Below are 23,840 nucleotides of genomic sequence, written 5' to 3' on the forward strand. Positions count from 1 at the left end.
AACATGACTATTGGTGTAATCGGTCGCAAGTGCGGTATGACCCGCATTTTCACCGAAGAAGGTGTCTCCATTCCGGTCACGGTCATTGAGATCGAGCCGAATCGCGTCACCCAGTTCAAAACTGAAGAAACCGATGGCTACCGTGCAGTGCAAGTCACTGTCGGCGAGCGTCGTGCTTCGCGTGTGACTGCCGCTCAGGCAGGCCACTTCGCCAAGGCCAACGTTGCCGCTGGTCGCGGTGTTTGGGAGTTCCGTCTTGAAGAAGGCGATTTCCAGGCTGGCGATCTGATCAAAGCTGAACTCTTCACTGCAGGCCAGCTGGTAGACGTTACTGGTCAGTCCAAAGGTAAAGGCTTCGCCGGTACCATCAAGCGCTGGAACTTCCGTGGTCAGGACAACACCCACGGTAACTCCGTGTCGCACCGTGTTCCTGGTTCCATCGGCCAGTGCCAGACTCCTGGTCGTGTGTTCAAGGGCAAGAAAATGTCCGGTCACATGGGCGCCGAGCGCGTGACTGTTCAGTCCCTGGAAGTAGTTCGCGTAGACGCTGAACGCAACCTGCTGCTGATCAAGGGTGCCGTACCTGGCGCTACTGGCGGCGACGTGGTTGTACGTCCAGCTGTCAAGGCTCGCGGTTAAGGGGAAACTGACATGCAACTTAATGTAAATGACGCTCAGGCGATCGAAGTTTCCGAACTGACTTTCGGTGGCGAATTCAACGAGACGCTGGTTCACCAAGCAGTCGTGGCCTACATGGCCGGCGGCCGTCAGGGCACCAAGCAGCAGAAGACCCGTTCCGACGTGGCTGGTGGCGGTAAGCGCCCATGGCGTCAGAAGGGTACTGGCCGTGCTCGTGCTGGTACCACTCGTGGTCCGATCTGGCGTGGCGGTGGTGTAACCTTCGCAGCTCGCCCTCAAGATCACTCGCAAAAGCTCAACAAGAAGATGTATCGCGCAGCTCTGCGCTCCATCCTCGCTGAGCTGGTGCGTAGCGACCGTCTGGTCGTGGTTCAGGACTTCGCTGTTGAAGCACCGAAAACCAAAGATCTGCTGAACAAGCTGAACGGCATGGGTCTGAGCGATGTACTGATCGTTTCCGACGCTGTTGATCAGAACCTGTACCTGGCTGCTCGTAACCTGCCGCACGTCGACGTACGTGACGTCCAAGGTTCCGACCCGGTCAGTCTGATCGCATACGAGAAAGTGTTGATCACTGTCTCGGCCGTGAAGAAATTCGAGGAGCTGCTGGGATGAACCAGGAACGCGTATTCAAAGTCCTCCTTGGCCCGCACGTTTCCGAGAAGGCTACCGTTCTGGCTGAGAAAAAAGGCCAGTTCGTATTCAAGGTTGCTACTGATGCAACCAAGCTGGAAATCAAGAAAGCTGTCGAAGGCCTGTTCAACGTAAAAGTTGAAAACGTGTCGACTGTTAACGTTCTGGGTAAAACCAAGCGTACCGCACGTGGTCTGGGCAAGCGTAATGACTGGAAGAAGGCGATCGTCTCCCTTCAGCCAGGCCAAGATCTCGATTTCAGCAGCAGTGCTGAGTAAGGAAGGGGTGCATCATGGCAATCGTTAAATGCAAACCGACTTCCCCTGGCCGCCGTTTCGTGGTCAAGGTGGTCAACAAGGAGCTGCACAAAGGCGCTCCTCACGCACCGCTGATCGAGAAAAAATCGAAGTCTGGTGGTCGTAACAACAATGGCCGCATTACCACTCGTCACGTTGGTGGTGGTCACAAGCAGCATTACCGTCTGGTCGACTTCCGTCGCAACGACAAAGATGGCATTCCAGCCACTGTCGAGCGTATCGAATACGATCCAAACCGTACTGCTCACATCGCCCTGCTGTGCTACGCAGACGGTGAGCGTCGCTACATCATCGCGCCTAAAGGCGTGAGCGCTGGCGACCAGCTGATCGCAGGTGCCCTGGCCCCAATCAAGGCCGGTAACTCCCTGCAGCTGCGCAACATTCCAGTAGGTAGCACCATTCACGGCATCGAACTGAAGCCGGGTAAAGGTGCTCAGATCGCTCGTTCCGCTGGTGCTTCGGCTCAGCTGATCGCTCGCGAAGGTGTCTACGTGACCCTGCGTCTGCGCTCTGGTGAAATGCGTAAAGTCCTGGCTGAGTGCCGTGCGACCCTGGGCGAAGTCTCGAACTCCGAGCACAGCCTGCGTTCGCTGGGTAAAGCTGGTGCCAAACGCTGGCGCGGCGTTCGCCCAACCGTTCGTGGTGTTGCCATGAACCCGGTTGACCACCCACACGGTGGTGGTGAAGGTCGTACCTCCGGTGGTCGTCATCCGGTATCGCCATGGGGCTTCCCAACCAAGGGTGCTAAAACCCGTGGTAATAAGCGTACCGACAACATGATCGTCCGTCGTCGCAAGTAACTAGAGGGATACGACAGTGCCACGTTCTCTGAAAAAAGGTCCTTTTATCGATCTTCACCTGTTGAAGAAGGTCGAAGTGGCGGTGGAGAAGAACGATCGCAAGCCAGTTAAAACCTGGTCGCGCCGTTCGATGATCCTGCCACAAATGGTCGGTCTGACCATCGCGGTTCACAACGGTCGCCAGCATGTTCCAGTTCTCGTGAACGAAGACATGGTCGGCCACAAACTGGGCGAGTTCGCCGGTACCCGCACCTATCGCGGGCACGTGGCTGACAAGAAAGCCAAGCGTTAAGGGGTAAGGAAATGGAAGTAGCCGCTAAGTTGTCGGGCGCTCGCATCTCCGCCCAGAAAGCCCGCTTGGTCGCCGACCAGATCCGCGGGAAGAAGGTGGGCGAAGCGCTCAACCTGTTGGCCTTCAGCAGCAAAAAAGCCGCTGAAATCATGAAGAAAGTCCTCGAGTCGGCCGTAGCCAACGCCGAACACAACGAAGGCGCAGACGTTGATGACCTGAAGGTCTCCACCGTCTTCGTCAACGAAGGGCGTTCGCTGAAGCGCATCATGCCACGTGCCAAAGGCCGTGCTGATCGCATCGTCAAGCGGTCTTGCCATATCACTGTCAAGGTTGCGGACAAGTAACGGAGTCGATCAGATGGGTCAGAAAGTACATCCCACTGGCATTCGCCTGGGAATCGTCAAGGAGCACACCTCCGTCTGGTACGCAGACGGTGCTACTTACGCAGATTACCTGTTGAAGGATCTGAAAACGCGTGAGTACCTCCAAGACAAACTAAAAAGCGCGTCCGTAAGCCGTATCGATATTCATCGTCCGGCTCAAACTGCACGCATCACCATCCACACCGCTCGTCCCGGTATCGTTATCGGTAAGAAAGGTGAAGATGTCGAGAAGCTGCGTCAGGACCTGACCAAGCAGATGGGTGTGCCTGTGCACATCAACATCGAAGAGATCCGCAAGCCGGAACTCGACGCTATGCTGGTTGCGCAGAGCGTAGCTCAGCAGCTGGAACGCCGTGTAATGTTCCGTCGCGCCATGAAGCGTGCGGTACAGAACGCCATGCGTATTGGTGCCAAGGGCATCAAGATCCAGGTGAGCGGTCGTCTCGGCGGTGCTGAGATTGCTCGTACCGAGTGGTATCGCGAAGGTCGTGTGCCTCTGCACACCCTGCGTGCCGATATCGACTACAACACCTACGAAGCTCACACCACTTACGGTGTGATCGGTGTGAAGGTTTGGATCTTCAAAGGCGAAGTTATTGGTGGTCGCCAAGAAGAACTGAAACCACAAGCACCAGCGCCTCGTAAAAAAGCTGCTAAGTAAGGGGTACGCCAAATGTTGCAACCAAAGCGTACAAAATTCCGCAAGCAGATGACTGGCCACAACCGTGGTCTGGCACTGCGCGGTAGCAAAGTCAGCTTCGGCGAATTCGCCCTGAAAGCTGTTGCTCGCGGTCGCCTCACCGCTCGCCAGATCGAGTCCGCACGTCGTGCGCTGACCCGTCACGTTAAGCGTGGCGGTAAGATCTGGATCCGTGTGTTCCCGGACAAGCCGATCTCCAAAAAACCTCTTGAGGTTCGTATGGGTAAAGGTAAGGGCTCCGTGGAATACTGGGTTGCCCAGATTCAGCCAGGCAAAGTCCTGTACGAGATCGAGGGTGTTTCTGAAGAGCTGGCGCGCGAAGCTTTCGCCCTGGCTGCTGCAAAGCTGCCTCTCGCCACCTCCTTTGTTAAGCGGACGGTGATGTGATGAAAGCGAATGAACTTCGTGAAAAATCGGCACAGCAACTGAACGAGCAACTGCTCGGCTTGCTGCGCGACCAGTTCAATCTGCGTATGCAGAAAGCAACTGGCCAGTTGGGGCAGTCGCACCTGCTCTCGCAAGTTAAGCGTGACATCGCTCGCGTGAAAACTGTGCTCAACCAGCAGGCAGGTAAGTGATCATGGCTGAAGCTGAAAAAACCGTCCGTACGCTGACTGGCCGTGTCGTCAGCGACAAAATGGACAAGACCATCACCGTTCTGATCGAGCGTCGCGTAAAGCACCCGATCTACGGTAAATACGTTAAGCGTTCGACTAAGCTGCACGCGCACGACGAAGCCAACCAGTGCAAGATCGGCGACAAGGTTTCCATCCGTGAAACCCGTCCGCTGGCCAAGACCAAGTCCTGGGCACTGGTTGAAGTCCTCGAACGCGCTGTTGAAGTCTAAGGGCTAAGGGTCGGAGAAATTTTATGATTCAGACTCAATCCATGCTCGATGTGGCCGATAACAGCGGCGCTCGTCGCGTCATGTGCATCAAGGTACTCGGCGGTTCGCACCGCCGTTACGCCGGTATCGGTGACATCATCAAAGTAACCGTCAAGGAAGCAATTCCGCGCGGTAAGGTCAAAAAAGGCCAAGTGATGACCGCTGTCGTCGTACGTACCCGTCACGGTGTTCGTCGCGCTGACGGTTCCATCATTCGTTTCGACGGCAACGCTGCTGTTCTGCTGAACAACAAGCAAGAGCCGATCGGCACTCGCATCTTCGGGCCAGTGACCCGTGAACTTCGTACTGAGAAGTTCATGAAGATCGTCTCGCTCGCCCCTGAAGTGCTGTAAGGAGATCCGACATGCAAAAGATTCGTCGTGACGACGAGATCATCGTGATCGCCGGCAAAGACAAAGGTAAGCGCGGTAAGGTGCTGAAGGTTCTGGCTGATGACCGTCTGGTTATCGGTGGCGTGAACCTGGTCAAGCGTCATACCAAGCCTAACCCGATGGCGGGCGTACAGGGCGGTATCGTCGAGAAAGAAGCGCCTCTGCACGCTTCCAACGTTGCCATCTTCAACGGTGAAACCAACAAGGCTGACCGCGTTGGTTTCAAAGTAGAAGACGGTAAAAAAATTCGTGTCTTCAAGTCGACCCAAAAAGCGGTTGATGCTTGAACACTGCTAGGTAGAAGACCATGGCACGACTGAAAGAGATTTACCGGAACGAAATCGCTCCTAAGCTTAAGGAAGAACTTAAGCTGTCGAACGTGATGGAAGTTCCGCGCGTTACCAAGATCACCCTGAACATGGGTCTGGGCGAAGCGATCGGCGACAAGAAAGTCATCGAGCACGCTGTTGCTGACCTGGAAAAGATCACCGGTCAAAAGCCGGTCGTGACTTTCGCTCGCAAATCCATCGCTGGCTTCAAAGTCCGCGAAGGCTGGCCGATCGGCGTCAAGGTGACCCTGCGTAGCGACAAGATGTACGAATTCCTGGACCGCCTGCTGGCGATCTCCCTGCCTCGGGTTCGCGACTTCCGCGGCCTGAATGCCAAGTCCTTCGATGGTCGTGGCAACTACAGCATGGGCGTGAAAGAGCAGATCATCTTCCCGGAAATCGACTACGACAAGATCGATGCTCTGCGCGGTTTGGACATCACCCTGACCACCACTGCTCGTTCGGACGACGAAGGCCGCGCTCTGCTGCGTGCTTTCAAGTTCCCGTTCCGCAACTGATTGGAGTAGGAAAATGGCCAAGAAGAGCATGAAAAACCGCGAGCTGAAGCGTCAGCTCACGGTAGCAAAGTTCGCTAAGAAGCGTGCTGAGCTGAAAGCGACCATCGTCAACCTGAACGCCTCTCCAGAAGAGCGTTTCGCTGCCGTTGTCGCTCTGCAGAAGCAGCCACGCGACGCTAGCGCCTCGCGCCTGCGCAACCGTTGCCGCCTGACCGGTCGTCCTCACGGTGTATACCGTAAGTTCGGCCTGGGCCGTAACATGCTGCGTCAAGCTGCAATGCGCGGTGACGTACCAGGTCTGGTCAAGGCCTCCTGGTAATCGCTGCAGGCAAGGCGCGGGTGGAAGGGGAGCAATCTTCCGACCGCCGGTGACCTTGCCAACAAACAAGCCCCTATATGGGGCTTGTTTCGTTTCTGCCTTGTGTCTAGAATGACCGGCTCACCTGAGCCTGGGTTTTTGCCCAAACGGTTCGGGTGGTTGTCATAGCCGCAAGGCTAATAATTCTTGTATCAGGAGCATCTAGCCCATGAGTATGCAGGACCCGTTAGCGGACATGCTAACTCGCATCCGTAATGCCCAGATGGCTGAAAAGTCCGTCGTAAGCATGCCTTCCTCTACCCTGAAGGTCGCGGTTGCCAAAGTTCTGAAGGACGAAGGTTACATCGCTGGCTACCAGGTAACTGGTGAGGCCAAGCCTTCCCTGTCGATCGAACTGAAGTACTTCGAAGGCCGTCCGGTCATCGAGGAACTGAAGCGCTCCAGCCGTCCAGGCCTGCGCCAGTACAAGGCCGTCACCGATCTGCCGAAAGTACGTGGCGGTCTGGGCGTGTCTATCGTCTCCACCAACAAAGGTGTGATGACTGATCGCGCTGCGCGCGCTGCCGGTGTCGGCGGCGAAGTTCTGTGCACAGTGTTCTAAGGGGGGATAGACATGTCTCGCGTCGCTAAGAACCCCGTTAAGCTGCCATCCGGTGTCGAAGTCAAATTCGCCGGTCAGCAGCTTTCGGTGAAGGGTGCCAAAGGTACTCTCGAACTGAACGTTCACTCGTCTGTTGAAGTTACCGAAGAGTCTGGTGAGCTGCGTTTCGTCGCTCGCAATGGTGACCAGCAAGCTCGTGCCATGGCCGGTACCACCCGCGCTCTGGTCAACAACATGGTCCAAGGCGTAAGCCAAGGCTTCGAGCGCAAGCTCCAGCTGGTCGGTGTTGGTTACAAGGCACAGGCTAAAGGCACCGTCCTGAACCTGGCCCTGGGCTTCTCTCACCCAGTGGACTACGAACTGCCAGCCGGTATCACCGCTGAAACACCTAGCCAGACCGACATCCTGATCAAGGGTATCGACAAGCAGCTGGTAGGTCAGGTGGCCGCTGAAATCCGCGACTTCCGTCCGCCAGAGCCTTACAAAGGTAAAGGTGTGCGTTACGCGGACGAAGTAGTCCGTCGTAAAGAAGCCAAGAAGAAGTAGGGCCTAGTAAATGACCGACAAAAAAGTTATTCGACTGCGTCGCGCTCGCAAAGCACGTCTCAAGATGCACGAACTCGAAGTAGTGCGCCTGTGCGTGTTCCGCTCCTCGCAGCACATCTACGCCCAGGTCATTTCGGCCGACGGCAGCAAGGTTCTGGCAAGCGCCTCGACCTTGGACAAAGACCTGCGTGATGGCGCCACTGGCAACATCGACGCGGCCACTAAGGTTGGCAAGCTGGTAGCTGAGCGTGCGAAAGCCGCCGGTGTATCTCAAGTTGCCTTTGACCGTTCCGGCTTCAAGTACCATGGCCGCGTCAAAGCGCTGGCTGATGCTGCTCGTGAAGGCGGGCTGGAGTTCTAAGTTATGGCAAATAACGATCAAAAGCGCGACGAAGGCTACATCGAGAAGCTGGTTCAAGTTAACCGCGTTGCCAAAACCGTAAAAGGCGGCCGTATCTTCACCTTCACCGCGCTGACCGTGGTTGGTGATGGTAAAGGTCGTGTTGGCTTCGGCCGTGGCAAGTCGCGCGAAGTACCAGCCGCGATCCAGAAAGCCATGGAAGCTGCTCGCCGCAACATGATCCAGGTTGACCTGAAGGGCACCACCCTGCAGTACGCCACCAAGGCTGCCCACGGCGCCTCGAAGGTTTACATGCAGCCTGCCTCGGAAGGTACCGGTATCATCGCCGGTGGCGCAATGCGTGCTGTCCTGGAAGTTGCTGGTGTTCAGAACGTTCTGGCCAAGTGCTACGGTTCGACCAACCCAGTGAACGTGGTTTACGCCACCTTCAAGGGTCTGAAAGCCATGCAATCTCCTGAATCCATTGCCGCCAAGCGTGGCAAGAGCGTCGAGGAGATCTTCTGATCATGGCAACCGTAAAAGTAACGCTGATCAAGAGCGTCTCGGGCCGTCTGCCTAACCACAAGCTGTGTGTTAAAGGCCTGGGTCTGCGTCGCATCGGTCACACTGTAGAAGTCCAGGATACTCCCGAGAACCGCGGGATGATCAACAAGGCTTACTACATGCTGAAGGTCGAGGGCTAATCGATGAAACTCAATGATCTGAGTCCAGCGCCGGGTTCCCGTCGCGAGAAGCATCGTCCAGGTCGTGGTATCGGTAGCGGTCTGGGTAAGACCGGCGGCCGTGGCCACAAAGGTCAGACTTCCCGTTCGGGTGGTTCGATCGCTCCTGGCTTCGAAGGCGGTCAACAGCCGCTGCACCGTCGCCTGCCGAAGTTCGGCTTCGTTTCCCTGAAAGCCATGGACCGCGCTGAAGTGCGTCTGTCCGAGCTGGCCAAAGTCGAAGGCGACGTGATCTCCGTGCAATCCCTGAAGGATGCCAACGTGATCAACCAGCACATTCAGCGTGTGAAAATCATGCTGTCTGGCGAAGTTACTCGCGCAGTCACCATCAAGGGTATCGCAGCCACCAAGGGTGCGCGTGCGGCTATCGAAGCAGCTGGCGGCAAATTCGAGGAATAAATGGCTAAGCAAGGTGCTCTCTCTTCGCTCGGTAAGGGCGGGATGTCGGAACTCTGGGCTCGTCTGCGCTTTCTGTTCATGGCGATCATCGTCTATCGGATAGGTGCGCATATCCCGGTTCCCGGCATCAATCCGGACCGTCTGGCGGATCTGTTTCGGCAGAATGAGGGGACCATTCTTAGCTTGTTCAACATGTTTTCCGGTGGCGCGCTCGAGCGCATGAGCATCTTTGCACTGGGGATCATGCCGTACATTTCGGCATCGATCATCATGCAGTTGATGACGGCGGTCAGCCCGCAACTGGAGCAGTTGAAGAAGGAAGGTGAAGCTGGCCGTCGCAAGATCAGCCAGTACACCCGCTACGGCACCGTTATCCTGGCACTGGTCCAAGCCATTGGCATGTCCATTGGCCTGGCCAACCAGGGCGTGGCGTTTTCTGTAGGCCTGGGCTTCCATATCGTCGCTGTTTCCACTTTCGTGGCAGGCGCGATGTTCATGATGTGGCTGGGCGAGCAGATCACCGAGCGCGGTGTGGGCAACGGTATCTCGATGTTGATTTTCGCGGGTATCGTTGCCGGTCTTCCGAGAGCAATCGGGCAGTCTTTCGAGTCTGCACGCACAGGCGATATCAACATTTTCGCCCTGGTCGCCATCGGTCTGCTGGCAGTAGCGATTATCGGTTTTGTGGTGTTCATTGAGCGTGGTCAGCGTCGTATCGCCGTTCATTACGCCAAGCGTCAGCAGGGCCGTAAGGTCTTCGCTGCGCAGACTAGCCACTTGCCGCTGAAAGTGAACATGGCGGGGGTTATCCCGGCTATTTTCGCGAGCAGCATTCTGCTGTTCCCGGCTTCGCTGGGTGCCTGGTTTGGTCAGTCCGAAGGTATGGGCTGGCTGCAGGACATCTCGCAGTCGATCGCTCCTGGTCAGCCGTTGAACATTCTGCTGTTTAGTGCAGGGATCATTTTCTTCTGCTTCTTCTACACAGCGTTGATGTTCAACCCGAAAGACGTAGCGGAAAACCTGAAGAAGTCCGGTGCCTTTATTCCGGGTATCCGTCCTGGTGAGCAGTCGGCACGCTACATTGATGGCGTTCTGACCCGTTTGACCATGTTCGGTGCTCTTTACATGATGGCCGTCTGCCTTCTGCCCCAGTTCCTGGTGGTGGCAGCAAATGTGCCGTTCTACCTTGGCGGGACCTCGTTGCTGATTGTGGTAGTGGTTGTGATGGACTTCATGTCCCAAGTACAATCGCACCTCGTTTCGCACCAGTACGAATCCCTGATGAAGAAAGCCAACCTGAAAGGCTACGGTGGCAGCGGTTTGCTGCGCTGATACGCCCCTAAGGTTCGAGGAGTCGGTAATGAAAGTTCGTGCATCGGTGAAAAAGCTGTGCCGTAACTGCAAGATCATCCGTCGCGAAGGCGTCGTACGAGTGATCTGCAGCGCGGAACCGCGTCACAAACAGCGCCAAGGCTGAGTGTGATCTGCGCTTCAAACCCAGCAGCTAGTGTGCTGCTGGGTTGATTATTCGTTTCTACAGCGATATTATCTCGCGCCCTATTTCTTGGCTTCCGGGGCGTAGGTAGCTGTCAATTGGAGTCCCACTGAATGGCCCGTATTGCAGGCGTCAACATTCCAGATAACAAGCATACTGTTATCTCGCTGACCTACATCTATGGTGTCGGTCGCACAACTGCACAGAAGATTTGTGCAGACGCTGGTGTAAACCCAGCCGCTAAGATCAAGGATCTGAGCGACGAGCAAATCGAAACCCTGCGTGGCGAAGTCGCGAAGTTCACCACCGAAGGTGACCTGCGTCGTGACATCAACATGAAGATCAAGCGCTTGATGGACCTGGGTTGCTACCGCGGCCTGCGTCATCGTAAAGGTCTGCCGGTTCGCGGTCAGCGCACCAAGACCAACGCACGCACCCGTAAGGGCCCGCGTAAGCCGATCCGCAAGTAATCGCCCAGGAATATAGACATGGCAAAACCTGCTGCTCGTCCTCGTAAGAAAGTCAAAAAGACAGTGGTTGATGGCATCGCCCACATCCATGCTTCTTTCAACAACACCATCGTGACCATCACCGACCGTCAGGGCAATGCTTTGTCCTGGGCGACCTCCGGTGGTTCGGGTTTCCGTGGTTCGCGCAAATCCACCCCGTTCGCAGCTCAGATCGCTGCTGAGCGTGCTGGTCAAGCTGCGCTGGAATACGGTCTGAAGAACCTCGACGTTAACGTCAAGGGTCCAGGTCCAGGTCGTGAGTCCGCCGTTCGTGCATTGAACAGCTGCGGCTACAAGATCGCCAGCATCACCGACGTGACGCCAATCCCGCACAACGGGTGCCGTCCGCCGAAGAAGCGTCGCGTGTAATCAGGAGACAGAAGAATGGCACGTTACATTGGTCCAAAATGCAAACTGTCTCGTCGTGAAGGCACTGATCTGTTCCTGAAGAGCGGCGTTCGCGCTCTGGAATCGAAGTGCAATATCGAAGCAGCCCCAGGTATCCACGGCCAGCGCCGTGGCCGTCAGTCCGACTACGGCACCCAGCTGCGTGAGAAACAAAAAGTCCGTCGTATCTACGGTGTTCTGGAGCGTCAGTTCCGCGGTTACTACCAAGCTGCTGCCTCGAAAAAAGGCGCAACCGGTGAGAACCTGCTGCAACTGCTCGAGTGCCGTCTGGATAACGTCGTTTACCGTATGGGCTTCGGCTCGACTCGTTCCGAGTCCCGTCAGCTGGTTTCGCACAAAGCGATCAGCGTCAACGGTAAGACTGTAAACATTCCATCCTACCAAGTTCGTCCGGGTGACGTGGTCGCAGTCCGCGAGAAATCGCTGGGCCAGTTGCGCATTGTTCAAGCCCTTGAACTGTGCGCCCAGCGTGGCCGCGTTGAGTGGGTTGACGTGGATGCTGCTAAAAAGTCGGGCGTTTTCAAGAACGTTCCTGCTCGCAGCGACCTGTCTGCCGACATCAACGAAAACCTGATTGTCGAGCTCTACTCCAAGTAAGGGCTAGAAAATAGGTGCATCCATGCAGATTTCGGTAAATGAGTTCCTGACTCCCCGCCACATTGATGTGCAGGTAGTCAGTCCGACCCGCGCCAAAATTACGCTCGAGCCTCTCGAGCGTGGTTTCGGCCATACCCTGGGCAACGCGCTGCGCCGCATCCTGTTGTCCTCCATGCCTGGCTGTGCAGTAGTCGAGGCCGAGATCGATGGCGTACTCCATGAGTACTCCGCGATCGAAGGTGTTCAGGAAGACGTAATTGAAATCCTGTTGAACCTGAAAGGTCTCGCTATCAAACTGCATGGTCGTGACGAAGTTACGCTGACCTTGTCGAAAAAGGGTTCGGGGGTGGTTACCGCTGCCGATATTCAGCTGGATCACGATGTCGAGATCGTCAACCCCGATCACGTAATCGCGAACCTGGCGTCGAACGGCGCTCTGAACATGAAGCTCACTGTAGCTCGTGGTCGTGGTTACGAGCCGGCCGACTCCCGTCAAACCGACGAAGACGAAAGCCGTAGCATTGGCCGTCTGCAGTTGGACGCCTCCTTCAGCCCGGTGCGTCGTATCGCCTATGTGGTCGAGAACGCCCGTGTTGAACAGCGTACCAACCTGGACAAACTGGTCATTGATCTGGAAACCAACGGCACCCTGGATCCTGAAGAGGCTATCCGCCGCGCTGCGACCATTCTGCAACAGCAGTTGGCCGCGTTCGTCGACCTCAAAGGTGACAGCGAGCCTGTCGTAGTCGAGCAGGAAGACGAGATCGATCCGATCCTGCTGCGTCCGGTTGACGACCTGGAACTGACTGTACGTTCGGCCAACTGCCTCAAGGCGGAGAACATCTACTACATCGGCGACCTGATTCAGCGTACCGAAGTAGAGCTGTTGAAGACTCCTAACCTGGGTAAGAAGTCCCTGACTGAAATCAAGGACGTTCTGGCCTCTCGTGGTCTGTCTCTCGGCATGCGCCTCGACAACTGGCCGCCTGCAAGTCTTAAGAAAGACGACAAGGCGACCGCCTGATCGTCGTAATCACCGAACGTAGTGTTTGGTAAGGAATGAATCATGCGTCATCGTAAAAGTGGACGTCACCTGAGCCGTACCAGCTCTCACCGCAAGGCTATGTTCCAGAACATGGCAGTGTCGCTGATCGAGCACGAGCTGATCAAAACCACCCTGCCGAAAGCCAAGGAACTGCGCCGCGTTGCCGAGCCGCTGATCACCCTGGCCAAGGAAGACAGCGTTGCTAACCGTCGTCTGGCCTTCGACCGTACCCGTTCGAAGTCCGCTGTTGGCAAACTGTTCAACGACCTGGGCAAGCGTTACGCCACCCGTCAGGGCGGCTACCTGCGCATCCTGAAGTGCGGTTTCCGCGCTGGCGACAACGCGCCTATGGCGTATGTCGAGCTGGTTGATCGTCCGGTCGGCGGTGCTGTAGAAGCTGCTGAGTAAGACGTTCTGTCTGCTACAGAAAACCGGGCCTAGTGCCCGGTTTTTTGTTTATACATCTATTGTTTATTTCTATTGATGTAAGTCATGTAATGAATTTGTCCCTGTAATCTTGCTCGTCAATACTCTCTCTACAGCCGATTAGCCGGCCCTTGAAGACCGAAATGGAGAGCCCATGAGCAAGATTCTCACCACCGCTAGCGGTGCACCTGTAGCCGACAACCAGAACTCCCGCTCCGCCGGCCCGCGCGGTCCGCTGCTGCTCGACGACTTCCACCTGATCGAGAAGCTCGCCCATTTCAACCGCGAGAACATTCCTGAGCGCCGCGTCCATGCCAAAGGCTCGGGCGCCTACGGTACCTTTACCGTTACTCACGATATCACCGGCTATACCAGCGCCAAGCTGTTCGAAGAGGTCGGTAAACAAACCGAGACTTTCTTACGCTTCTCCACCGTTGGTGGTGAGCGCGGTTCGGCTGATACCGAGCGTGACCCGCGCGGCTTCGCGGTGAAGTTCTACACCGAGGAAGGCAACTGGGACATTGTCGGTAACAACACTCCAGTATTCTTCATTCGCGACCCACTTAAGTTCCCGGACTTTATCCACACCCAGAAGCGCCACCCGCAGTCCAACCTGAAGAATGCTCAGATGATGTGGGACTTCTGGTCGCACTCTCCAGAAGCGCTGCATCAGGTCACCATCCTGTTTTCCGATCGTGGCATTCCGGACGGCTACCGTCACATGCATGGCTTTGGCAGCCACACCTACAGCCTGATCAATGCAAAGGGTGAGCGCACTTGGGTCAAGTGGCACTTCAAGACCCAGCAAGGCATCAAGAACCTCACCCCGGCAGACGCTGCACGCCTGGCAGGTACCGACCCGGACTACGCTCAGCGCGACCTCTTCGAGGCCATCGAGCGTGGCGACTACCCGCGCTGGACTGTCTGCATTCAGGTGATGAGCGAAGCCGAGGCTGCCAGCCGCGACGAGAACCCATTCGACGTGACCAAGACCTGGTCGCAGAAGGATTATCCACTCATCGAGGTGGGTGTGCTGGAGCTCAACCGTAACCCGCTCAACTATTTTGCGGAGGTCGAGCAGGCCGCGTTCGGGCCGAGCAATATGGTGCCCGGCGTCGGTCTTTCGCCGGACCGCATGCTGCAAGGCCGTGTATTCGCCTACGCCGACGCGCACCGCTATCGCGTGGGGACCAACCACCAGCAATTGCCAGTCAACGCGCCACGCTGCCCGGTGAACAGCTACCAGCGTGATGGCTCGATGGCCACCGGCAGTTACGGTAGTGCACCGAACTACGAGCCAAACAGCTACAGCGATGCCCCGAAACAGTCGCCACGTCATGCTGAGCCAGCATTGGCCATGAATGGTTCGGCTGATCGCTACGATCACCGCGAGGATACCGACTACTTCAGCCATGCCGGCGCTTTGTTCCGTTTGATGAACGATGAGCAGAAGGCCCTGCTGATCAGTAACATCGCCGGTACCATGGCGGGCGTCAGCGAAGATGTCATTCAGCGTCAGCTACAGTACTTCTTCAAGGCGGATCCGGCTTACGGCGAAGGGATTGCAAAGGCTTTGGGCATCAATCTCGCCTAAGTCGAAGTGATAAGAAGAACCGCCCTCATTTGGGCGGTTTTTCAATGAATATCACTACTGTTTAACCGATTTTTTGCGTCTGATTGCGCGTTTTTCAGTGACCATAGACAAAAGCTGGTTCACACTATGTGGCATAGACGTTTTCACATGGAGAATCAGGGCGATGCAAGGCCACCCGGATGTAATCAACTATCTCGTCACGCTGCTGAAGGGCGAACTGGCGGCACGCGACCAGTACTTCATTCATTCGCGCATGTACGAAGACTGGGGCCTGTCCAAGCTCTACGAGCGCATCAACCACGAGATGGAGGAAGAGACGCAGCACGCCGATGCCCTGATGCGTCGTATCCTCATGCTCGAAGGCACCCCTGACATGCGTGCGGATGACCTGGAGGTTGGTAGCACCGTGCCGGAAATGATCGAGGCGGACCTCAAGCTCGAATACAAGGTGCGCGGTGCGCTTTGCAAAGGCATCGAGCTGTGCGAACTGCACAAGGACTACGTCAGTCGTGACATCCTGCGTGCGCAGCTGGCCGACACCGAAGAAGATCACACCTACTGGCTTGAGAAGCAGCAGGGCCTGATCAAGGCCATCGGGCTGGAAAACTACCTGCAGTCGCAGATGTAAGTTATCCACAGACTCAAGTAAAAGCCCCTGGCACCATCGGTACCAGGGGCTTTTTCATTGCGCCGGCAATACTCAGGCCCTATCCCGCTCCAGCAATGGTTTCAGGTAATGGCCGGTATATGACTGCTTCATCTCGCTCAGCTCTTCTGGTGTACCGCAGGCAATGATCTGCCCACCCTTGGAACCGCCCTCAGGCCCCAGGTCAACCAGCCAGTCGGCAGTCTTGATCACATCCAGGTTATGCTCGATCACCACCACGGTATTGCCGTGGTCGCGCAGGCGATGCAATACGTCCAGCAGTTGCTGGATATCGGCAAAGTGCAGGCCGGTGGTAGGTTCGTCGAGGATGTACAAGGTCTTGCCGGTATCGCGCTTGGACAGTTCGCGCGACAGCTTTACCCGCTGCGCCTCACCGCCGGACAACGTGGTCGCTGATTGCCCCAGTTTGATGTACGACAGGCCCACATCCATCAATGTTTGCAGCTTGCGCGCCAGCGCCGGCACCGCATCGAAGAACTCGCGGGCATCCTCGATGGTCATTTCCAGCACCTCGTGGATGTTCTTGCCCTTGTACTTGATCTCCAGGGTTTCGCGGTTGTAGCGCTTGCTCTTGCACACGTCACACGGCACGTAGATGTCCGGCAGGAAGTGCATTTCCACCTTGATCAGGCCATCGCCCTGGCAGGCCTCGCAACGGCCACCCTTGACGTTGAACGAGAAACGCCCCGGGCCATAACCACGCGAGCGTGACTCCGGGACACCGGAGAACAGCTCGCGGATCGGCGTGAAGATGCCGGTGTAGGTGGCCGGGTTGGAGCGTGGTGTGCGGCCGATCGGGCTCTGGTCGATATCCACCACCTTGTCCAGGTGCTGCAGGCCGTCCATGCTGCTGTGCGGTGCGGCTTCCAGGCTGCTTGCGCCATTGAGGGCGGTGGCGGCCAAGGGGTAAAGGGTATTGTTGATCAGCGTCGATTTACCCGAGCCGGATACACCAGTCACGCAGGTCAGCAGGCCGATCGGTACTTCCAGGTCGACGTTCTGCAGGTTGTTGCCACGTGCGCCCTTGAGCTTGAGCTGCAGCTTCTTGTTGCGCGGCGTGCGCTTGGCCGGCACGACGATCTTCTTGCGCCCGGACAGGTACTTGCCAGTCAGCGAATCGGGATGGTCCATGACCTCCTGGGGCGAGCCCTCGGCGACAATCTGCCCACCGTGAACACCGGCGCCCGGGCCGATATCGACCACGTAGTCGGCCAGCCGAATGGCGTCCTCGTCGTGTTCCACCACGATCACCGTGTTGCCCAGGTCGCGCAAATGGTTGAGGGTGGCCAACAGGCGGTCGTTGTCGCGTTGATGAAGGCCGATGGACGGTTCATCGAGGATGTACATCACCCCCACCAGACCAGCGCCGATCTGGCTGGCGAGTCGGATACGTTGCGCTTCACCGCCGGACAGGGTGTCGGCGCTACGATCCAGGGTCAGGTAGTCGAGACCGACATTGACCAGGAACTGAAGTCGTTCGCAGATTTCCTTGAGGATTTTTGCCGCGATTTCGCCACGCCGGCCAGTAAGGGTCAGTTGACCAAAGTAGTTGCTGGCTTCACCGATCGGCAAATTGGTTACCGCCGGCAGGGTTTTCTCGCCCACCCACACATGGCGCGCCTCGCGGCGCAGGCGCGTACCCCGGCAATCCGGGCACGGTTGCGTGCCAAGGAATTTGGCCAGTTCTTCACGCACGGTGGCCGATTCGGTTTCGCGGTAGCGGCGCTCAAGGTTCGGCACAATGCCTTCGAACGGGTGCGATCGCTTGACGATGTCGCCTCGGTCGTTGAGGTACTTGAAATCGACACTCTGCTTGCCGCTGCCCTGCAGGATCACTTTCTGGTGTTCGGCTGACAGCTCGCCGAAAGGCTCCTCCAGGCTGAAGCCGTAGTGCGCAGCCAACGAACCGAGCATCTGGAAGTAGTACACGTTACGCCGGTCCCAGCCGCGGATCGCGCCTTCGGCCAAGGTCAGTTCGGTGTTGACCAGGCGTTTGGTGTCGAAGAACTGCTTGACCCCCAGGCCGTCGCAGGTCGGGCAGGCGCCAGCCGGGTTGTTGAAGGAAAACAGCTTCGGTTCCAGCTCGCTGATCGCGTGGCCGCACACCGGACAGGCGAAGCGCGCGGAGAAGATCGTCTCTTCGCCTTGTTCGTCGTCCATCGGTGCCACCAGGGCAATACCGTCGGCCAGCTTCAACGCGGTCTCGAACGATTCGGCCAAGCGTTGTTGCAGGTCGGCGCGGACTTTGAAGCGGTCCACCACCACATCGATGCTGTGCTTCTTCTGTTTGTCCAGCTTGGGCAACTCATCGAGTTCGTAGAGCTTGCCGTTGACCCTGGCCCGCACGAAGCCCTGGGCGCGAAGCTCGTCAAACACCGCCAGGTGCTCGCCCTTGCGCTCGCGCACCACTGGCGCGAGCAGCATCAGCTTGCTGCCTTCCGGGCGCTCCAGCACCAGGTCGACCATCTGGCTGATCGTTTGCGCCTCCAGCGGGATATCGTGGTCCGGGCAGCGTGGAGTACCGACGCGGGCGTACAGCAGGCGCAGATAGTCGTAGATTTCGGTGATGGTGCCGACCGTGGAGCGCGGGTTGTGCGAGGTCGACTTCTGCTCGATCGAAATCGCCGGCGACAGGCCTTCGATGGTGTCGACGTCGGGCTTTTCCATCATCGACAGGAACTGCCGGGCGTAGGCCGACAGCGATTCCACATAGCGGCGCTGGCCTTCGGCGTACAAGGTATCGAACGCCAGGGACGACTTGCCGGAACCGGACAGGCCGGTGATCACGATCAACTTGTCCCGGGGCAGGGTCAGGTCGATGTTCTTCAGGTTGTGGGTACGTGCCCCACGAATCAGGATCTTGTCCACTGCGGCCTCGCTTGGCGGGCATAAACAAGGAAGTATACGGCGCGCCAGTATGACGCGGCAAAGCGTCGCGTAGATGCCGTCAAGCTGTCGGACTGATAGAATCGCCGCCGGTTCACACGAGGTTAATCCATGCACGACACCCACAACGAGCGCATGAGTGGCGGCGAAACCCGCGCCGCTGGCGGCCTTGCCTTGGTCTTTGCCTTTCGTATGCTGGGCATGTTCATGGTCTTGCCGGTACTGGCCACCTACGGCATGGACCTGGCTGGCGCCACGCCTGCCCTGATCGGCCTGGCCATTGGTGCCTATGGCCTGACCCAGGCGGTATTGCAGATCCCGTTCGGGATGATTTCCGACCGCATCGGTCGCCGGCCGGTGATTTATCTGGGGCTGGTGATCTTCGCCCTGGGCAGTGTACTGGCGGCCCAGGCCGACTCTATCTGGGGCGTGATTGCCGGGCGCATCCTGCAGGGCGCGGGGGCAATTTCTGCTGCGGTCATGGCACTGCTGTCGGACCTCACCCGCGAACAACACCGGACCAAGGCCATGGCCATGATCGGCATGAGCATCGGCCTGTCGTTTGCTGTCGCCATGGTCGTCGGTCCATTGCTGACAAGTGCCTTTGGTTTGTCAGGTTTGTTCCTGGTCACGGCTGGGCTTGCCCTGGTCGGCATTCTGTTGATCGCGTTTGTCGTGCCCAGCACCCACAGCATTTTGCAGCACCGCGAGTCGGGTGTGGCGCGCCAGGCCATCGGCCCGACCCTGCGCCATCCGGACCTTCTGCGCCTGGACGTCAGCATTTTCATCCTGCACGCCGTCCTCATGGCCAGCTTCGTTGCGCTGCCGCTGGCGTTCGTCGAGCGTGGCGGCCTGCCCAAGGAGCAGCATTGGTGGGTGTACCTGACCGCGCTGTTCATCTCATTTTTTGCAATGGTCCCGTTCATCATCTATGGCGAAAAAAAGCGCAAGATGAAACGTGTGTTGGCCGGCGCGGTCAGTGTCCTGCTGCTGACGGAGATATACTTCTGGGAGTGGGCTGACGGTTTGCGCGGACTGGTGATTGGCACCGTGGTATTCTTTACCGCATTCAACCTGCTGGAGGCTTCGCTGCCTTCTCTGGTGAGCAAGGTGTCGCCTGCCGGTGGCAAGGGGACGGCAATGGGGGTGTATTCCACCAGCCAGTTCCTCGGTGCAGCGTTAGGCGGGATTCTTGGCGGCTGGCTGTTCCAGCACGGCGGGCTGAACACGGTGTTCCTCGGTAGCGCGGTGCTGTGTGCTATCTGGCTGATCGTCGCCTTGCGCATGAACGAGCCGCCATATGTGACCAGCCTGCGCATGCCCTTGACGCCTGAGGCGGTCCGGGAAGCCGGCCTGACCGAGCGCCTGATGGCCGTGCCGGGTGTGACCGACGCTGTGGTGGTGGAAGAAGAAGCCGCCATCTATATCAAACTGGATACGAAAATTTTGGACCGTGCGACCCTCGAGCGACTGGTGAATCCAGCCTCTTCGGCGTGCGAAGCCTAGGAGAACGTTATGGCCCGTGGGGTTAACAAAGTCATTCTGGTCGGTACCTGTGGCCAGGATCCCGAAGTCCGCTACCTGCCCAACGGTAACGCCGTGACCAACCTGAGCCTGGCCACCAGCGAGCAGTGGACTGACAAGCAGTCGGGCCAGAAGGTCGAGCGTACCGAGTGGCACCGTGTGTCGCTGTTCGGCAAGGTTGCCGAAATCGCTGGCGAATACCTGCGCAAGGGTTCGCAGTGCTACATCGAAGGCAAGCTGCAGACCCGCGAGTGGGAAAAAGACGGCATCAAGCGCTACACCACCGAGATCATCGTCGATATCAACGGCACCATGCAGCTGCTCGGCGGTCGTCCGCAGGGCCAGCAGCAGGGCGGCGACCCGTACAACCAAGGTGGCGGCAATTATGGTGGTGGCCAGCAGCAACAGTACAACCAGGCACCGCCACGCCAGCAGGCCCAGCGCCCGCAACAGGCCCCTCAGCGCCCAGCGCCGCAACAGCCTGCGCCGCAGCCGGCGGCTGACTTCGACAGCTTCGATGACGATATTCCGTTCTGATCAGAGCGGTAGGGCGTTCAGCAAGACCAGAAACCCAGGGCAGTTGCCCTGGGTTTTTTTATGGGCAGCACCGCGTATCAGGCATCGCTTTCAGTAGAACAACCGGGGCTCCGGCGAATCCAGCAGGCTTGCCAGCTTGGTCAGGGCAAAGCCCAGTTCTTGGCGGCTGGGTGCCATCAGGGCGATGCGCACACCGCTGGTGGCGTGGCTGCGTTCAGGCAGGAACTGGCTGCCGCTGACCACCGTTACGCCGTTGTCACGCGCCAGGTTGGCAAACTCGTCGCTGGTCCACGGTTCTGGCAGCTCCAGCCAGATATGGAAGCTGTGGGGCTGACTGCGGATCTTGTATTGGCCAAGAATCTCCCGGGCCATGTGCTGGCGCGCGGCCGCCTCCTGCTGCTGCATACGCACCAACTGGTCGGCCTTGCCGCTGTTGATCAGGTTACTGGCCAATTGCGCCATCAGAGGCGATGGCATCCACACGCTGCTGCGTACCATCGATGATAACCGCGACAGGGTTTGCGGCGGGGCGTACAGGTAGCCGATGCGCAGCGCCGGCAGCACGCTTTTGGACAGGCTGGTGAGGTATACCGAGCGTTCAGGCGCATACGCTGCAAGCGGCTTGTAGTCCGGGCTGGGCTCGAGAAAACCGTAGATATCGTCATCCACGATGAACAGGTCGAACTCACGGGCGATCTCGGCGATAGCCTGGCGCCTTGCTGGGGGCATGATCGAGTTGGTCGGGTTTTGGTGCGTGGTGACGCACACCAGCAGGGAAGGGCGGTGTTCCAGGCAGGCCGCGCGCAATGCCTCCGGGATGAGCCCGTGTTCGTCCATGGCGACGCCGCGCAGGCGCCGGCCCAGGCTGTGGGCCAGGGATATGATGCCCGGGTAGCAGAGCGACTCGCACAGCACCACATCGTCACTCTTCGACAGGCTGCTGATGGCCACCAGCAGCCCATGTTGGGCGCCAGCGGTCAGTACTACCTGCTGCCAGCGAGCATCAGGCAGCCAGCGCTGTATCCAGGTCGCACCGGCTTGTTTGTGGGACGTGTGACCACCCTCTGTCACATAGTCGAGTACCTGCCCCAAGTCCGATGAGGCGGCCAGTTCGCTGATAGCCGTGCCTAGCCACTCGCTCATGTGAGCGTCGTTGGGCTTGATGATCGAGAGGTCGATCTGGCTACTCTCGCCGGCAACGGGTGTGGGCACCGACGGGGCGGGTAATGGCTGCCGCAGCTGCCTGACAAATGTGCCTCGGCCTACCTCGCCAGCCACCAGACCACGCTTGGCTGCTTCGTCGTAGGCCCTGCCAACCGTGCCGGGGGTTACATTCAGCGCCTCGGCCAGGTCCTTGAGCGTGGGTAAGCGATCGCCTTCTGCAAGCCGACCACTTTCGATGTCCTGTTCAAGGGCATCAGCGATCATCAGGTAAACCGGCTGTGTTTGATGGCTGTATTGGGGGACCCACATGGAGATGGCACCAGGTTTTGCAAGAGCGCGAAAGCCTAGCATGAAAGCTCGGATGCAGGTAATGATGGTAATTGGCTAAATTGAGTTGAATTTATTTTAGATTGAATCGACTCAATTTTTGAAATTACAATCATCGCACCGATCAGGCCGGCCGCACTCGGGCTGCGCCTGGCATAACGCTCCACTGGATGGACATCGCTATGGAAATGTTGGGTTCTTACTGGGCGGAGCACTGGTTGCTGGCAGTCCTCATACTTGGCGCGATCGCCTTCGTTGCGGGCTTCGTCGACAGCATTGCCGGTGGTGGAGGTTTGTTTCTGGTGCCGGGTTTTCTGCTGGTGGGCATGCCGCCCCAGGTGGCACTGGGCCAGGAAAAACTGGTCAGTACCCTCGGCACGCTGGCGGCTATCCGCAACTTCCTGGCCAACAGCAAGATGGTCTGGCAGGTAGCGTTGGTCGGGGTGCCGTTTTCGCTGCTAGGCGCCTACCTGGGGGCTCACCTGATCGTGTCGATCTCGCAGGAAACTGTGGGCAAGATCATCCTGGCACTGATCCCGCTCGGTATTCTCATTTTCCTTACCCCCAAGGACCGCCCGGTCGAGGAGCGCGAACTGTCATCGCGCATGCTGTTCACCGTGGTCCCGCTGACCTGCCTGGCCATTGGCTTCTATGACGGCTTCTTCGGCCCCGGTACCGGCAGCATGTTCATCATCGCTTTCCATTACCTGCTGCGCATGGACCTGGTCTCCAGTTCGGCCAACTCCAAAACCTTCAACTTCGCTTCCAACATCGGTGCTTTGGTGGCGTTCGTCAGCGCAGGCAAGGTCGTCTACCTGCTGGCATTGCCACTTGTGGCCTGCAACATCCTCGGTAACCACCTGGGCAGTTCCCTGGCCTTGCGTAAAGGCAACGACGTGGTGCGCAAGGCGTTGGTGTTCTCGATGCTCTGCCTGTTCACCAGCCTGGGCGTGAAGTACCTGACCTGACCCATTGATAGGAGACAACGAATGAAAACCGCATTTGTAACCGGTGCTTCCTCAGGCTTTGGCCGCGCCATCTGCTGCACCCTGATCGGCAAAGGCTACCGTGTGATCGGTGGAGCCAGGCGCATGGACAAACTGAAAGCACTGGAGGCCGAACTGGGCGTAAATTTCATTCCGCTGGCGCTGGATGTCACTGATTCAGTGTCGCTCGATAAGGCGGTCGAGCAGATGCGTGAGGCGTCGCTGCAGATCGATCTGCTGGTCAACAACGCGGGACTGGCGCTGGGCGTGGACCGTGCCCAAACCAGCAGTGCCGCAAACTGGCAGCAGATGATCGACACCAACATCACCGGCCTGGCCATGGTCACCCACAAGATCCTGCCGCAGATGGTGGAAGCCGATAGCGGCATGATCATCAACATCGGCTCGATCGCCGGCACTTACCCCTACCCGGGCGGTAACGTGTATGGCGCCAGCAAGGCGTTCGTCCGCCAGTTCAGCCTCAACCTGCGTGCCGACCTGGCTGGCACCCGGGTGCGGGTGAGCAACATCGAGCCGGGGCTGTGCTCAGGCACGGACTTCTCGGTGGTGCGCCTCAATGGCGACATGGACGCCGTGCAGGCCTTGTATCGGGATGTAGAGGCCCTTCTGCCGGAGGACATCGCAGCAACGGTAGCCTGGGTTGCCGAGCAGCCGGCGCACGTGAATATCAATACCATCGAGATCATGCCTGTGGCGCAGAGCAGTGCGGCGCTGAATGTGGTGCGCAACCTGCCACGTGCCTGATCGGGGCCGCACCACTGACCCAGGTCATCGCACCTTCTGGATTCTTGACTAGTCTTAACCTTTGGCGGCCATC

Annotated in this window: 35 protein-coding genes; 33 read left to right on the plus strand and 2 right to left on the minus strand. The window is 58.0% G+C overall.

Annotated features, from left to right (window positions below):
• The first annotated feature begins 3 nt into the window (after positions 1 to 3).
• From rplC to bfr, 29 genes are all read left to right on the plus strand, one after another.
• Complete coding sequence (rplC, locus tag LU682_RS02315) at positions 4 to 639, plus strand: 50S ribosomal protein L3 (RefSeq protein ID WP_003255486.1); 636 nt, start codon at positions 4 to 6, stop codon at positions 637 to 639.
• A gap of 12 nt (positions 640 to 651) precedes the next feature.
• Positions 652 to 1,254, plus strand: a complete 603-nt coding sequence (gene rplD, locus LU682_RS02320; protein WP_003255485.1) for a 50S ribosomal protein L4 — start codon at positions 652 to 654, stop codon at positions 1,252 to 1,254.
• Complete coding sequence (gene rplW / locus LU682_RS02325) at positions 1,251 to 1,550, plus strand: 50S ribosomal protein L23 (RefSeq protein ID WP_003255484.1); 300 nt, start codon at positions 1,251 to 1,253, stop codon at positions 1,548 to 1,550. The genes rplD and rplW overlap by 4 nt, the downstream gene beginning before the upstream one ends.
• A 14-nt stretch (positions 1,551 to 1,564) precedes the next feature.
• Positions 1,565 to 2,389, plus strand: a complete 825-nt coding sequence (rplB, locus tag LU682_RS02330; protein WP_003255483.1) for a 50S ribosomal protein L2 — start codon at positions 1,565 to 1,567, stop codon at positions 2,387 to 2,389.
• 16 nt (positions 2,390 to 2,405) lie between these two features.
• Positions 2,406 to 2,681, plus strand: a complete 276-nt coding sequence (gene rpsS / locus LU682_RS02335) for a 30S ribosomal protein S19 (protein WP_003255482.1) — start codon at positions 2,406 to 2,408, stop codon at positions 2,679 to 2,681.
• 11 nt (positions 2,682 to 2,692) lie between these two features.
• Positions 2,693 to 3,025: a 50S ribosomal protein L22 gene (gene rplV, locus LU682_RS02340; protein ID WP_003103908.1), complete on the plus strand. Its 333-nt coding sequence runs from the start codon at positions 2,693 to 2,695 to the stop codon at positions 3,023 to 3,025.
• A 13-nt stretch (positions 3,026 to 3,038) separates the two neighbouring features.
• Entirely contained in the window at positions 3,039 to 3,725 is a 687-nt protein-coding gene (gene rpsC / locus LU682_RS02345) for a 30S ribosomal protein S3 (protein ID WP_003255481.1), read from the plus strand.
• A gap of 12 nt (positions 3,726 to 3,737) precedes the next feature.
• Complete coding sequence (gene rplP, locus LU682_RS02350) at positions 3,738 to 4,151, plus strand: 50S ribosomal protein L16 (RefSeq protein ID WP_003255479.1); 414 nt, start codon at positions 3,738 to 3,740, stop codon at positions 4,149 to 4,151.
• On the plus strand, positions 4,151 to 4,342 hold the full coding sequence (gene rpmC, locus LU682_RS02355; RefSeq protein WP_002555481.1) for a 50S ribosomal protein L29: 192 nt from the start codon (positions 4,151 to 4,153) through the stop codon (positions 4,340 to 4,342). The genes rplP and rpmC overlap by 1 nt, the downstream gene beginning before the upstream one ends.
• 2 nt (positions 4,343 to 4,344) lie before the next feature.
• Positions 4,345 to 4,611 (plus strand): 30S ribosomal protein S17, encoded by a 267-nt coding sequence (gene rpsQ / locus LU682_RS02360; RefSeq protein WP_003255478.1) that lies wholly within the window; start codon positions 4,345 to 4,347, stop codon positions 4,609 to 4,611.
• A gap of 23 nt (positions 4,612 to 4,634) precedes the next feature.
• Positions 4,635 to 5,003, plus strand: coding sequence for a 50S ribosomal protein L14 (rplN, locus tag LU682_RS02365; protein ID WP_002555479.1), 369 nt, complete (start codon positions 4,635 to 4,637; stop codon positions 5,001 to 5,003).
• Positions 5,004 to 5,014: 11 nt separating this feature from the next.
• Positions 5,015 to 5,329 (plus strand): 50S ribosomal protein L24, encoded by a 315-nt coding sequence (rplX, locus tag LU682_RS02370; protein WP_003255476.1) that lies wholly within the window; start codon positions 5,015 to 5,017, stop codon positions 5,327 to 5,329.
• A gap of 20 nt (positions 5,330 to 5,349) precedes the next feature.
• On the plus strand, positions 5,350 to 5,889 hold the full coding sequence (gene rplE / locus LU682_RS02375; protein ID WP_003255474.1) for a 50S ribosomal protein L5: 540 nt from the start codon (positions 5,350 to 5,352) through the stop codon (positions 5,887 to 5,889).
• Positions 5,890 to 5,902: 13 nt separating this feature from the next.
• A complete protein-coding gene (gene rpsN / locus LU682_RS02380; protein WP_003255472.1) occupies positions 5,903 to 6,208 on the plus strand; it encodes a 30S ribosomal protein S14 in 306 nt (101 codons plus the stop codon).
• Positions 6,209 to 6,416: 208 nt separating this feature from the next.
• Positions 6,417 to 6,809 (plus strand): 30S ribosomal protein S8, encoded by a 393-nt coding sequence (rpsH, locus tag LU682_RS02385; RefSeq protein WP_003255471.1) that lies wholly within the window; start codon positions 6,417 to 6,419, stop codon positions 6,807 to 6,809.
• A gap of 12 nt (positions 6,810 to 6,821) precedes the next feature.
• Positions 6,822 to 7,355, plus strand: coding sequence for a 50S ribosomal protein L6 (rplF, locus tag LU682_RS02390; protein ID WP_003255469.1), 534 nt, complete (start codon positions 6,822 to 6,824; stop codon positions 7,353 to 7,355).
• Positions 7,356 to 7,365: 10 nt separating this feature from the next.
• Positions 7,366 to 7,716, plus strand: coding sequence for a 50S ribosomal protein L18 (gene rplR, locus LU682_RS02395; RefSeq protein ID WP_003255467.1), 351 nt, complete (start codon positions 7,366 to 7,368; stop codon positions 7,714 to 7,716).
• A gap of 3 nt (positions 7,717 to 7,719) precedes the next feature.
• Entirely contained in the window at positions 7,720 to 8,220 is a 501-nt protein-coding gene (gene rpsE, locus LU682_RS02400) for a 30S ribosomal protein S5 (protein ID WP_003255465.1), read from the plus strand.
• A 2-nt stretch (positions 8,221 to 8,222) separates the two neighbouring features.
• Positions 8,223 to 8,399: a 50S ribosomal protein L30 gene (gene rpmD, locus LU682_RS02405; protein WP_003255463.1), complete on the plus strand. Its 177-nt coding sequence runs from the start codon at positions 8,223 to 8,225 to the stop codon at positions 8,397 to 8,399.
• Between the two features lie 3 nt (positions 8,400 to 8,402).
• Positions 8,403 to 8,837: a 50S ribosomal protein L15 gene (gene rplO / locus LU682_RS02410; RefSeq protein ID WP_003255461.1), complete on the plus strand. Its 435-nt coding sequence runs from the start codon at positions 8,403 to 8,405 to the stop codon at positions 8,835 to 8,837.
• The gene (gene secY / locus LU682_RS02415) at positions 8,838 to 10,169 is read left to right on the plus strand and encodes a preprotein translocase subunit SecY (protein ID WP_010951776.1); all 1,332 of its coding nucleotides are present in this window, start codon (positions 8,838 to 8,840) and stop codon (positions 10,167 to 10,169) included.
• Between the two features lie 28 nt (positions 10,170 to 10,197).
• On the plus strand, positions 10,198 to 10,314 hold the full coding sequence (rpmJ, locus tag LU682_RS02420; protein WP_002555468.1) for a 50S ribosomal protein L36: 117 nt from the start codon (positions 10,198 to 10,200) through the stop codon (positions 10,312 to 10,314).
• A 131-nt stretch (positions 10,315 to 10,445) separates the two neighbouring features.
• Positions 10,446 to 10,802, plus strand: a complete 357-nt coding sequence (rpsM, locus tag LU682_RS02425) for a 30S ribosomal protein S13 (RefSeq protein WP_003255457.1) — start codon at positions 10,446 to 10,448, stop codon at positions 10,800 to 10,802.
• 18 nt (positions 10,803 to 10,820) lie between these two features.
• The gene (gene rpsK / locus LU682_RS02430; protein WP_003255454.1) at positions 10,821 to 11,210 is read left to right on the plus strand and encodes a 30S ribosomal protein S11; all 390 of its coding nucleotides are present in this window, start codon (positions 10,821 to 10,823) and stop codon (positions 11,208 to 11,210) included.
• A gap of 15 nt (positions 11,211 to 11,225) precedes the next feature.
• Complete coding sequence (rpsD, locus tag LU682_RS02435) at positions 11,226 to 11,846, plus strand: 30S ribosomal protein S4 (RefSeq protein ID WP_003255453.1); 621 nt, start codon at positions 11,226 to 11,228, stop codon at positions 11,844 to 11,846.
• Between the two features lie 22 nt (positions 11,847 to 11,868).
• Positions 11,869 to 12,870, plus strand: a complete 1,002-nt coding sequence (locus LU682_RS02440; protein WP_003255452.1) for a DNA-directed RNA polymerase subunit alpha — start codon at positions 11,869 to 11,871, stop codon at positions 12,868 to 12,870.
• Between the two features lie 42 nt (positions 12,871 to 12,912).
• Positions 12,913 to 13,299, plus strand: a complete 387-nt coding sequence (gene rplQ / locus LU682_RS02445) for a 50S ribosomal protein L17 (RefSeq protein WP_003255451.1) — start codon at positions 12,913 to 12,915, stop codon at positions 13,297 to 13,299.
• A gap of 172 nt (positions 13,300 to 13,471) precedes the next feature.
• Entirely contained in the window at positions 13,472 to 14,911 is a 1,440-nt protein-coding gene (locus tag LU682_RS02450; protein ID WP_010951777.1) for a catalase, read from the plus strand.
• Between the two features lie 163 nt (positions 14,912 to 15,074).
• On the plus strand, positions 15,075 to 15,539 hold the full coding sequence (gene bfr, locus LU682_RS02455) for a bacterioferritin (RefSeq protein ID WP_003255449.1): 465 nt from the start codon (positions 15,075 to 15,077) through the stop codon (positions 15,537 to 15,539).
• A gap of 72 nt (positions 15,540 to 15,611) precedes the next feature.
• On the opposite strand, the gene uvrA is transcribed toward bfr, so the two are convergent.
• Positions 15,612 to 18,446 (minus strand): excinuclease ABC subunit UvrA, encoded by a 2,835-nt coding sequence (gene uvrA, locus LU682_RS02460; protein ID WP_010951778.1) that lies wholly within the window; start codon positions 18,444 to 18,446, stop codon positions 15,612 to 15,614.
• A 129-nt stretch (positions 18,447 to 18,575) separates the two neighbouring features.
• Between uvrA and LU682_RS02465 the strand changes: the two genes are divergently transcribed.
• Both LU682_RS02465 and LU682_RS02470 read left to right on the plus strand, forming a co-directional pair.
• Positions 18,576 to 19,970 carry an MFS transporter gene (locus LU682_RS02465; protein WP_010951779.1) on the plus strand — a complete coding sequence of 465 codons (1,395 nt, stop codon included), beginning with the start codon at positions 18,576 to 18,578 and terminating at the stop codon, positions 19,968 to 19,970.
• A 9-nt stretch (positions 19,971 to 19,979) separates the two neighbouring features.
• Entirely contained in the window at positions 19,980 to 20,525 is a 546-nt protein-coding gene (locus tag LU682_RS02470; protein WP_003255446.1) for a single-stranded DNA-binding protein, read from the plus strand.
• A gap of 90 nt (positions 20,526 to 20,615) precedes the next feature.
• On the opposite strand, the gene LU682_RS02475 is transcribed toward LU682_RS02470, so the two are convergent.
• Positions 20,616 to 21,998: an aminotransferase-like domain-containing protein gene (locus LU682_RS02475; protein WP_020192246.1), complete on the minus strand. Its 1,383-nt coding sequence runs from the start codon at positions 21,996 to 21,998 to the stop codon at positions 20,616 to 20,618.
• Positions 21,999 to 22,198: 200 nt separating this feature from the next.
• Between LU682_RS02475 and LU682_RS02480 the strand changes: the two genes are divergently transcribed.
• The gene (locus LU682_RS02480) at positions 22,199 to 22,984 is read left to right on the plus strand and encodes a sulfite exporter TauE/SafE family protein (protein ID WP_049588015.1); all 786 of its coding nucleotides are present in this window, start codon (positions 22,199 to 22,201) and stop codon (positions 22,982 to 22,984) included.
• 21 nt (positions 22,985 to 23,005) lie between these two features.
• Positions 23,006 to 23,767: an SDR family NAD(P)-dependent oxidoreductase gene (locus LU682_RS02485; RefSeq protein WP_010951782.1), complete on the plus strand. Its 762-nt coding sequence runs from the start codon at positions 23,006 to 23,008 to the stop codon at positions 23,765 to 23,767.
• The last annotated feature ends 73 nt before the right edge of the window (positions 23,768 to 23,840 follow it).

Origin of the sequence: Pseudomonas alloputida, from assembly GCF_021283545.2 — a bacterium.
GTDB classification, from domain to species: Bacteria; Pseudomonadota; Gammaproteobacteria; order Pseudomonadales; family Pseudomonadaceae; genus Aquipseudomonas; species Aquipseudomonas alloputida.